4 protein-coding genes and 2 pseudogenes are annotated in these 6,452 nt (G+C 58.5%); 3 read left to right on the forward strand and 3 right to left on the reverse strand.

Going from position 1 to position 6,452, the window contains the following annotated elements; translation table 11 throughout:
* Nucleotides 1-308 precede the first annotated feature (308 nt).
* From ACMX3H_RS15950 to ybbA, 3 genes are all read right to left on the reverse strand, one after another.
* The gene (locus ACMX3H_RS15950) at nt 309-2,540 is read right to left on the reverse strand and encodes an NADP-dependent isocitrate dehydrogenase (RefSeq protein WP_415211532.1); all 2,232 of its coding nucleotides are present in this window, start codon (nt 2,538-2,540) and stop codon (nt 309-311) included.
* A 322-nt stretch (nt 2,541-2,862) separates the two neighbouring features.
* On the reverse strand, nt 2,863-3,015 hold the full coding sequence (locus ACMX3H_RS15955) for a hypothetical protein (RefSeq protein WP_415211533.1): 153 nt from the start codon (nt 3,013-3,015) through the stop codon (nt 2,863-2,865).
* 51 nt (nt 3,016-3,066) lie between these two features.
* Nucleotides 3,067-3,753 (reverse strand): putative ABC transporter ATP-binding protein YbbA, encoded by a 687-nt coding sequence (gene ybbA / locus ACMX3H_RS15960; RefSeq protein WP_415211534.1) that lies wholly within the window; start codon nt 3,751-3,753, stop codon nt 3,067-3,069.
* Between ybbA and tesA the strand changes: the two are divergent.
* From tesA to ACMX3H_RS15975, 3 genes and pseudogenes are all read left to right on the forward strand, one after another.
* Nucleotides 3,721-4,315, forward strand: a pseudogene (tesA, locus tag ACMX3H_RS15965) (multifunctional acyl-CoA thioesterase I/protease I/lysophospholipase L1). The gene ybbA and the pseudogene tesA sit on opposite strands and share 33 nt — an antisense overlap.
* A 73-nt stretch (nt 4,316-4,388) precedes the next feature.
* Nucleotides 4,389-5,165 carry an SDR family oxidoreductase gene (locus ACMX3H_RS15970; protein WP_415211535.1) on the forward strand — a complete coding sequence of 259 codons (777 nt, stop codon included), beginning with the start codon at nt 4,389-4,391 and terminating at the stop codon, nt 5,163-5,165.
* A 51-nt stretch (nt 5,166-5,216) separates the two neighbouring features.
* Nucleotides 5,217-6,031 (forward strand): annotated as a pseudogene (locus ACMX3H_RS15975) (co-chaperone YbbN).
* Nucleotides 6,032-6,452 lie beyond the last annotated feature (421 nt).

Genomic DNA, 6,452 nt, shown 5'->3' on the forward strand with positions numbered 1-6,452 from the left:
TATCACAAACTTCAGAACCACTAATTTCATATCACTCAAACCGGGATGGAAATAAAAGTCATTAAAATCAATACAATGTGAAAATGCAATGAGCATAAGCGTGTAACGTAGGTTTACTGTCGCATACAACAAACCCACCAATAATTCAAGACGTCCTCCACGGGGCGCTTACCTCTGCAATAACACCGCGCCGCCCGGCGCGGTGAGTCAATCGCCTCCCGCTCATGACAACGCACAGGCCCCTGCGCCGCCGAATGCGGCGCATTTTCGCTAATGCGTGCCGGGCACGGGCTGCCCGGCGGCCTGCTTTAGGCGCCCACCGCCTGTAGCACGGCGTTAAGGGTGGCGCTTTGGCACATGGCTTTGCTGGTCAGCGCGGGATCCGGATGATAATAGCCGCCGATATCCACCGCTTTACCCTGCACCAGATTCAGCTCCGACACAATTTTCTGTTCATTGTCAGCCAACGTGCGCGCGAGCTCGGTGAACTGCTGCTTTAACGCCGTGTCCTCGTTCTGCTCCGCCAGCGCCTGCGCCCAGAACAGCGCCAGATAGAAGTGACTGCCGCGGTTGTCCAGCTCACCGACTTTACGGGAAGGGGATTTGTTAGCGTCGAGGAACTTGCCGGTTGCCTGATCCAGCGTTTTCGCCAGCACTTTGGCCTTGCTGTTGCCGGCAGTGATACCGACATGCTCCAGTGAGGCGGACAGAGCCAGGAATTCCCCCAGCGAATCCCAGCGCAGGTGGTTTTCCTTCACAAACTGTTGGACATGTTTGGGGGCGGAACCGCCGGCGCCGGTTTCAAACAGGCCGCCGCCCGCCATCAGCGGCACGATGGAGAGCATTTTGGCGCTGGTGCCCAGCTCCATGATAGGGAAGAGATCCGTCAAATAATCGCGCAGCACGTTGCCGGTGACCGAAATGGTGTCCTTGCCCGCGCGGATCCACTCGATGGAAAAACGCGTGGCGTCGACCGGGGACAGGATACGGATATCCAGCCCGCGGGTATCATTATCTTGCAAATAACGCTGCACTTTCTCAATCATGCGCGCATCGTGCGCACGGGCCGGATCGAGCCAGAATACCGCCGGCGTATCGGATTCACGGGCGCGGTTGACCGCCAGCTTCACCCAATCCTGAATCGGCGCATCCTTAGCCTGGCACATGCGCCAGATATCGCCCGCCTCCACCGAATGCGCCAGCAGCACATTGCCCGCCTCATCAGCCACCTGCACCACGCCGTCGTCCGGGATCTGGAAGGTCTTGTCATGGGAGCCGTATTCTTCGGCCTTTTGCGCCATCAGCCCCACGTTGGGCACGCTGCCCATGGTCTTGGGATCAAAAGCGCCATGCTGCTTGCAATCTTCAATTACCGCCTGGTAAACGCCGGCGTAGCAGCGGTCGGGAATGATTGCCTTGGTATCATGCAGTTGGCCGTCAGGCCCCCACATTTTGCCGGAAGCGCGAATCATCGCCGGCATTGAAGCATCCACGATTACATCGCTAGGTACATGCAAGTTGGTAATGCCTTTGTCGGAATTCACCATGGCAAGCGATGGCCGCTCGGCGTACAACGCCTCGATGGCTTGTGTGATCTCCGCCTGTTCATCGGCCGGCAATTCCTTGATCTTTACGTATAAATCGCCGATACCGTTGTTGGCGTCGAAGCCCAGCGTTTTCAGTTTATCGTTATAGCGGGCCAGCACCTCTTTATAGAATTCAGACACCACGATGCCGAACATAATCGGATCCGACACCTTCATCATAGTCGCTTTCAAATGCAGCGACAGCAGCACTCCCTGCCGTTTGGCATCGATGATCTGCTGCGCGATAAAGCTGCTCAACGCCTTTTTGCTCATGACCGCGGCGTCGATGATTTCGCAGGCGTTCACCGCCGTTTTGGCTTTTAAAACCTGCTTGGCGCCATCGCGGCCAACGAGGGTGATACTGACGTTACCATCGCGTTCAATCAGCGCGGATTTCTCGCTGCCGTAGAAATCGCCCTCTTGCATATGGGCAACGTGGGATTGGGACGATGCCATCCATTCGCCCATGCGGTGCGGGTGTTTGCGGGCATAATTCTTCACCGACAGCGGCGCGCGGCGATCGGAGTTGCCTTCGCGCAGAACCGGGTTAACCGCGCTACCTTTGATTTTGTCGTAGCGGGCCTTGGCCTCTTTTTGGGCATCTGAGTTCGGCTCGTCGACATAATCCGGCACCGCATAGCCCTGCGTTTGCAGCTCTTTAATGGCGGCTTTCAGCTGCGGCAGCGAGGCGCTAATATTCGGCAGCTTGATGATATTGGCTTGCGGCGTCACCGCCAGTTGGCCCAGCTCCGCCAGGTGATCCGACAGGCGCTGATCCGATTGCAGATATTCGGGGAAATTGGCGAGAATACGGCCCGCCAGCGAGATATCGCGGGTCTCGACGGCGATCCCCTGGGATTGGATGAACGCACGGATGATCGGCAGCAGCGAATAGGTCGCCAGCGCTGGGGCTTCATCGGTGAGCGTATAGATAATCTTGGACGTCGTAGTCATTTATTACGTTAACTCCTCTCTCTCATAGCGATTGCAACTATCGTGAAGAGTACCGAACCGTTGCGTTCACCGTTGACACCCGTTGGGAGCATAAGCGGAAACGCGGGTTTTCCGGATAACACTTCCTGGTGCTAAGTGGGCAGAGTGGATCTGCGAAGTGGCTGAGATATCTGACTGATAACCTCTGCGTTGTTGGCGGACCTATTTACATTGTAGTGTGACGCCAGGCCGTTACTGTGCAGCAGGGGTCCGGGCCCAGTCAACCCGGTTGTCACTCTGCTGATTATTTTTTGTTGCGATAATGTTCCCATTTTGTAAACGTTTACGTCCAATCCTGTCCCGGCCGTCCCTTTCTTTGCACCAGACGGGCGCCAAGCAAGGTCCCCAGCAGCGATAAAAGCAGCATACCCCCGAGCGGCAGCGCCCACCACAGATAAGGATCCGGCCGGGCGGGGAAATCGAAAACCCGCCGCACAACAGCACCAGATGGAGGGGGTTCGCCATTCGCGCCAGAACCAACGTGCTATCATGCCACTTCCTCCAGCCGGCCGTCCTGTAAACGCAGACGGCGTTCACAGCGCGCGGCCAGTTGCCTGTCGGGCGTTACCAGAATCAGGGTGGTGGCGAAATCCCGGTTCAGGCTGAACAGCTGATCGGCGATGCGATCGCCGGTGACGCGGTCCAAGTTGCTGGTCGGCTCGTCGGCGAACAAAATCTGCGGCCGGCCGCTGAACGCGCGCGCCAGCGCAACCCGCTGCTGTTCGCCGCCGGAGAGCTGGGCGGGCAAATGAGACAAACGTTGCCCCAGCCCCAGCTGCGTCAACAGGGTCATCGCCTGTTCGCGGCTTTGACGCTCGCCTTCCCCTCGCAGCAGCGCCGGCAATTGCACGTTCTCCAACGCCGTCAGGGTGGGAAGCAGCATGAAGGATTGAAACACAAAACCGATATGGCGGGCGCGCAGCGCAGCGCGGCGTTCTTCATTCAGCGCCGTCAGGTCGTGCCCCAGCAAATGTACGGCGCCGTCGCTACCGTCGTCGAGTCCGGCCAAGATCCCCAGCAGGGTGAATTTCCCCGCTCCGGACTCGCCAATTAGCACAATCGTCTGCGCGGGTTTGACAACCAGCTCAACTCCGGTAAAGATGAAGATATGGTGTTCACCTTGACCGACGTGCTTACTAAGATGATGAACTCCAAGAACGTTTTCCGCTGGCATTTCCCTTTCCTTATTCTGTTGAGTCTGGTAAGCGTTCGGGCGCTGGCCGCCGATACGCTCTTGGTTCTGGGCGACAGTCTAAGCGCCGGTTACCGCATGCCCGCCGCACGGGCCTGGCCCGCGCTGCTGGCCGCGCGCTGGCCGCAGGACGATAACGCCATCCAGGTGGTTAACGCCAGCATCAGCGGAGATACCGCCACCCAGGGTGTAGCCCGCCTGCCGGCGCTGCTGCGCCAGCATAAGCCACGCTGGGTGGTCATCGAGCTGGGCGGGAATGATGGTCTGCGCGGTTTTCCGCCGTCGCAGATCGAACAAGATTTGGTCAAAGCCATTACCTTAAGCCAACAGGCGGGTGCGCAGCCCCTACTCATGCAGATCCGCCTGCCGTCGAATTACTGCAAGCGCTATACGGAAACCTTCAGCGCCATGTATCCGACGCTGGCGAGCAGGTACGCCGTTCCCTTACTGCCGTTCTTTCATGGAGCAAGTTTATCTGCGGCCGGAGTGGATGCAAGATGACGGCATACATCCCAATCCGGACGCTCAGCCCTTCATCGCGTAATGGATGGCGGACCGCCTGCTGCCTTTACTTAAACATGAATCATAGGCAAGGAGAGCGCAATTTGGGTAAAGTTATGCAAAAAGCCGTGCTGATTACCGGTTGCTCCAGCGGTATCGGCTTGGTGGCGGCCCGGTATCTGTGCACGCGCGGCTACCGGGTGCTGGCCGCCTGCCGCCAAACGCGGGACGTGGCGCGGCTGGCGGCGGAGGGCTTTGAGGCCCTGGCGCTGGATTTGAACGACCCGCAAAGCGTTGACGCCGACGACGACGAGGTGTTGCGGCTGACCGGCAGCCGGCTGTACGGACTCTTCAACAATGCGGGCTACGGCATGTATGGCCGCCTTGACACCTTAAGCCGGGGTCAGCTGGAACAGCAATTTTCCGCTAATCTGTTCGGTATTCATCAATTGACCCGGCTGCTGCTGCCTGCCATGGTACCTCATGGCGAGGGGCGGATTATCCAGACCAGTTCGGTCATGGGGCTGGTATGCACGCCGGGCCGGGGCGCCTATGCCGCCTCTAAGTTTGCCCTGGAGGCATGGTCGGACACGCTGCGCATGGAGCTGCACGGCAGCGGCGTGCAGGTCAGTCTGATTGAACCGGGTCCCATCGCCACGTCATTTAGCACTAACCTGACCCACACCCGGGCCGATCAGCCGGTAATCAACCCGGCTATCGCCCGACGCTTTACTCTGCCGCCGGAGGCCGTTTTGCCGAAACTGCGCCATGCGCTGGAAAGTCCCCGGGACAGATTACGTTATCCGGTTACCCTGGTGGCGCACGCTCTGACGTGGTTGCGTCGCCTCCTGCCAGGGCGCTGCCTGGATTGGCTTTTACGCGGCAAGCATTGAAGCGCGGCACGCACGCCCCCATGTATTGCCAAAACCATTGAGAGAAATTGCATGTTAAACGCCACGGTAGTTGAAATTAACGAAACCAACCTGCAGCAAACGCTGGAACAATCCATGCAGGTGCCGGTGCTGGACAAGCTGGCGCAGGAATACTCCGGGCAATTCGTGCTGGCGAAGGTAGACTGCGACGAACAGCAGCATGTCGCCGCCCAATTCGGCCTGCGCGCCATCCCCACCGTGTATCTGTTCAAGGAGGGTCAGCCGCTTGACGGTTTTCAGGAGCCCCAGCCGGAAGAGGCGGTGAGCGAACTGCTGACCCGCGCCTTGCCTGATCCCGCCGAGCTGCAATTGCAGGAGGCCACGGCGCTGGTGCAGGCGGGCGATTTCGCCGGGGCGCTGCCACTTTTGAAAGCGCTGTGGCAGGAACCCAAGCCCGCCAGCGAAGCCGGCCTGTTGCTGGCGGAAACCTATCTGCAACTCAATCGTCCCGATGATGCGCAGGCGGTGCTGGACCAGTTCCCGCAGCAGGATAAAGATACGCGCTACCAGGGTTTACTGGCGCAGATCGAGCTGCTGCGCCAGGCGGCAGATACGCCGGAAATTCAGCAGTTGCAACAACAGGTGCAACATGCGCCGCACGATGCCGCGCTGGCGGTCCAGCTGGCCCTTCAGCTCCATCAGGTGGGACGTAATGAGGAAGCTCTAGAGCTGTTGATGGGCCATTTGAAAAACGATCTTGGCGCCGCCGACGGCGAAGCGCGTAAAATCCTGATGGATATTCTGGCGGCACTGGGCACTGGGCACTGGGCACTGGCGATGCGCTGGCGAGCAAATACCGCCGCCAGCTTTATTCCCTGCTGTATTAATCCTTTCCGAACGCCAGGCGCGCCATGGGGAACGCCTGCCCTCTTTTGCCGTCCGGCCTCATGCGCCGGCGGCGAATATCGCAAAAAACGCGCCTGGCGTCGCTCAACGGTAACGATCCCCTCCCTTTTATTGCGTGAATCACTGTAACCTTGCGCGCTTTGTTGTATCTTCTCTTCTATAACACATGTCCCGCCGCAGAGCGCAGGAGGGTTGCCCGGCGCGTTATTCTCTGGCACTGAAAAGGAGTCTTCACCTATGTTAATGGTCATTCCCGTTCTGGTTGCAGATTCCGACGTATCCGATCATCTGTTCCGGCGACATCCGATCAGTTATTCCGATATTTTCCGATCACCCATTCCAGTGATATTCGATCACGTGTTCGCTCATCTTCTGACTCGGTTTTAGTCTATTTTTCCTGTG

Source organism: Sodalis sp. (in: enterobacteria), assembly GCF_047607725.1.
Taxonomy (GTDB): Bacteria; Pseudomonadota; Gammaproteobacteria; order Enterobacterales; family Enterobacteriaceae; genus JBLKSS01.

What these genes read in the sequence shown, in the direction of transcription:
- ACMX3H_RS15950 (WP_415211532.1), bottom strand. Translation starts at nt 2,540, where the DNA reads ATGACTACGACGTCCAAGATTATCTATACGCTCACCGATGAAGCCCCA.
- ybbA (WP_415211534.1), bottom strand. Translation starts at nt 3,753, where the DNA reads ATGCCAGCGGAAAACGTTCTTGGAGTTCATCATCTTAGTAAGCACGTC.
- ACMX3H_RS15970 (WP_415211535.1), top strand. Translation starts at nt 4,389, where the DNA reads ATGCAAAAAGCCGTGCTGATTACCGGTTGCTCCAGCGGTATCGGCTTG.